This is a genomic window from Dietzia cercidiphylli (genome assembly GCF_014145145.1).
GTDB classification, from domain to species: Bacteria; Actinomycetota; Actinomycetes; order Mycobacteriales; family Mycobacteriaceae; genus Dietzia; species Dietzia natronolimnaea.
Map to the genome: position 1 here is coordinate 1 of NZ_JAALEA010000403.1, position 2,203 is coordinate 2,203.

Annotated in this window: 3 protein-coding genes; 2 read left to right on the forward strand and 1 reads right to left on the reverse strand. The window is 69.7% G+C overall.

Annotation, left to right across the window (positions count from 1 at the left end; translation table 11 throughout):
• Nucleotides 1–19 precede the first annotated feature (19 nt).
• Nucleotides 20–631: a hypothetical protein gene (locus G6028_RS14010; protein ID WP_182659235.1), complete on the forward strand. Its 612-nt coding sequence runs from the start codon at nt 20–22 to the stop codon at nt 629–631.
• 152 nt (nt 632–783) lie between these two features.
• Entirely contained in the window at nt 784–1,269 is a 486-nt protein-coding gene (locus G6028_RS14015) for a hypothetical protein (RefSeq protein ID WP_182659236.1), read from the forward strand.
• 85 nt (nt 1,270–1,354) lie between these two features.
• Here G6028_RS14015 and G6028_RS14020 read toward each other — a convergent pair.
• A partial coding sequence (locus G6028_RS14020; protein ID WP_182659237.1) for an acetyl-CoA C-acyltransferase occupies nt 1,355–2,203 on the reverse strand: 849 nt, incomplete at its 5' end.

Genomic DNA, 2,203 nt, shown 5'->3' on the forward strand with positions numbered 1-2,203 from the left:
CTTGCCCCCAGGAGCTCCCATGACTGCCCCCCGCACCGCCGTCCGGGCCGCCGCCGTATTCGGCGCGGCCACCGCCCTCACAATCGCCGGAGCCGGCGCCGCCATGGCCACCACGGCCGACACCGCCACCGAGGGCAACACAGTCTCCGTGACCTTTACGCTAGACGGAGGCGGCCTCGCCGACGGAGACGCCTGCGGAGCGCTCCTCGCGCCGACCTCGACGGCCACCACGCTCGCCGGACAGCTCGCGAGCGCCACCGATTCGAATCTCCTGGCCACACTGCAGGCGATCAGCGATGCCCCCGGTGTGGAGCTGCTGAAGTCCTCGACGCTCAACTCTCCGGTCGTCCTGCTTGGGACCTTCGCTGACATCGGACTGGCATCGGCCACCGTCTCCGCCACCGTCGACTCCAACGTCTACGCGCTGGTCACCTACTGCGCCTCCGATGACGCACCCAAGGTCAACCCGTTCCTGATCGTCGGCAACCCGCTCGAGGCGATCATGGGCAGCGTCTCGTCCGGCAGCGAGGGTGACCTGCTCGGCACCGCCTCGGCAATGCTCGGCGGAGGCGGCGAGGGCGGGGGGCTCGGCCTCGACACCCTCTCGGCGGCCGGAGGCACCGAAAACTGACCTCTCGCGCCTCAGCGCGCACGTCTGCACGATGCCCGGCCGAGTCCACCGGCCGGGCATCGTCAACTCACGGGCCCAGGTAACGGCTCGAAACTCCTCAGCGATGAAGTGACCGAGATCACATTCCTGTCGGACACACAGAGGAGCGTCTCATGTCCATCCTGAGAAGAACCGTCGCCGGAGTCGCCGTCGCCGCCACCGCCGCAGGTCTCACGATCGCCGGATCGGGCGCCGCCAGCGCCGCGGTCGTCACCCCCGCAGTCCAGGGAACCACCGTGCAGGTGAACATCACCGAGCCGCTGCCGGGCCAGACGTGCCTCGGAATGCTCGTCCCTCCCTATGTCGCGATCCACTTGATCGCCCCGGCTGCCAGCGGAGACCTCATGGAGGTCGTCCGGGCCCTGGGTGCGCGTGACGACGTCATCGCCATGCGGACTCCGGGCCCCATCCGCCTCCCCGTGACCCTTCCTGGTCTGCCGGGCACCCTCTCCGCCGAGAACGTCCCGCCAAACATCTACGCGGTGACCGTGTTCTGTATGCGCAGCGACGGTCCCGTCGAACCGCACCTGTTCCCGGCAGTGGTCGGCCCAGGGCTCGACCCGATCATCGGAAGCGTCGAGGGCAGCACCGGTTCCTGAACGGCGGCCGATGCCGACGGGAGCGAAACGGGCCCCGCACCAGTCGGTGCGGGGCCCGTCCCGTTATGGAGCCGCGGCTGAGCCGTCAGGTGTCCAGGCGCTCGATGATCGTCACGTTGGCGGTGCCGCCGCCCTCGCACATCGTCTGCAGGCCGTAGCGGCCGCCGGTGCGCTCGAGTTCGTTCAGGAGCGTGGCGAACAGTTTCGCGCCGGTGGCACCGAGCGGGTGACCGAGGGCGATGCCGCCGCCGTTGGGGTTCACCCGGGCCGGGTCGGCGCCGATCTCCTTGATCCAGGCCAACACGACGGGGGCGAACGCCTCGTTGATCTCCACCACGTCGATGTCGTCGATCGTCAGTCCGGTCTTCTCCAGGGCCCACCGGGTGGCGGGGATCGGCGCGGAGAGCATCATCACCGGATCGTCGCCGCGCACGGTGAGGTGGTGGATCCGGGCCCGCGGCGTCAGGCCGTACTTCTCCACCGCCTCCGCGGACGCGAGCAGCCCCGCGGACGCCCCGTCGGAGATCTGTGACGCCACCGCGGCGGTCAGGGACCCTCCCTCGGCGAGCACCGGCAGTGAGGCCATCTTCTCGAGTGTGGTCTCACGGGTGGTCTCGTCCGACTCGAGTCCGGCCAGCGGAACGTACTCACCAGCGAACCGGCCCTCGGCGATCGCGGCGCGGGCGCGGGAGTGCGACTGCAGCGCCCACTGCTCCATCTCCTCGCGGGAGATGTCCCACCTGTCGGCCATCATCTGCGCGCCGTTGAACTGCGAGATCTCCTGGGCGCCGAAGCGCTCGACCCACCCGGTGGAGCCGGTGAACGGGTCGTCGAACCCGTACTCGCGACCCGCCAGCATGGCCGACGAGATGGGCAGGGCGCTCATGTTCTGGACTCCACCGAACAGCACCACGTCCTGGGTCGCGGACATGAT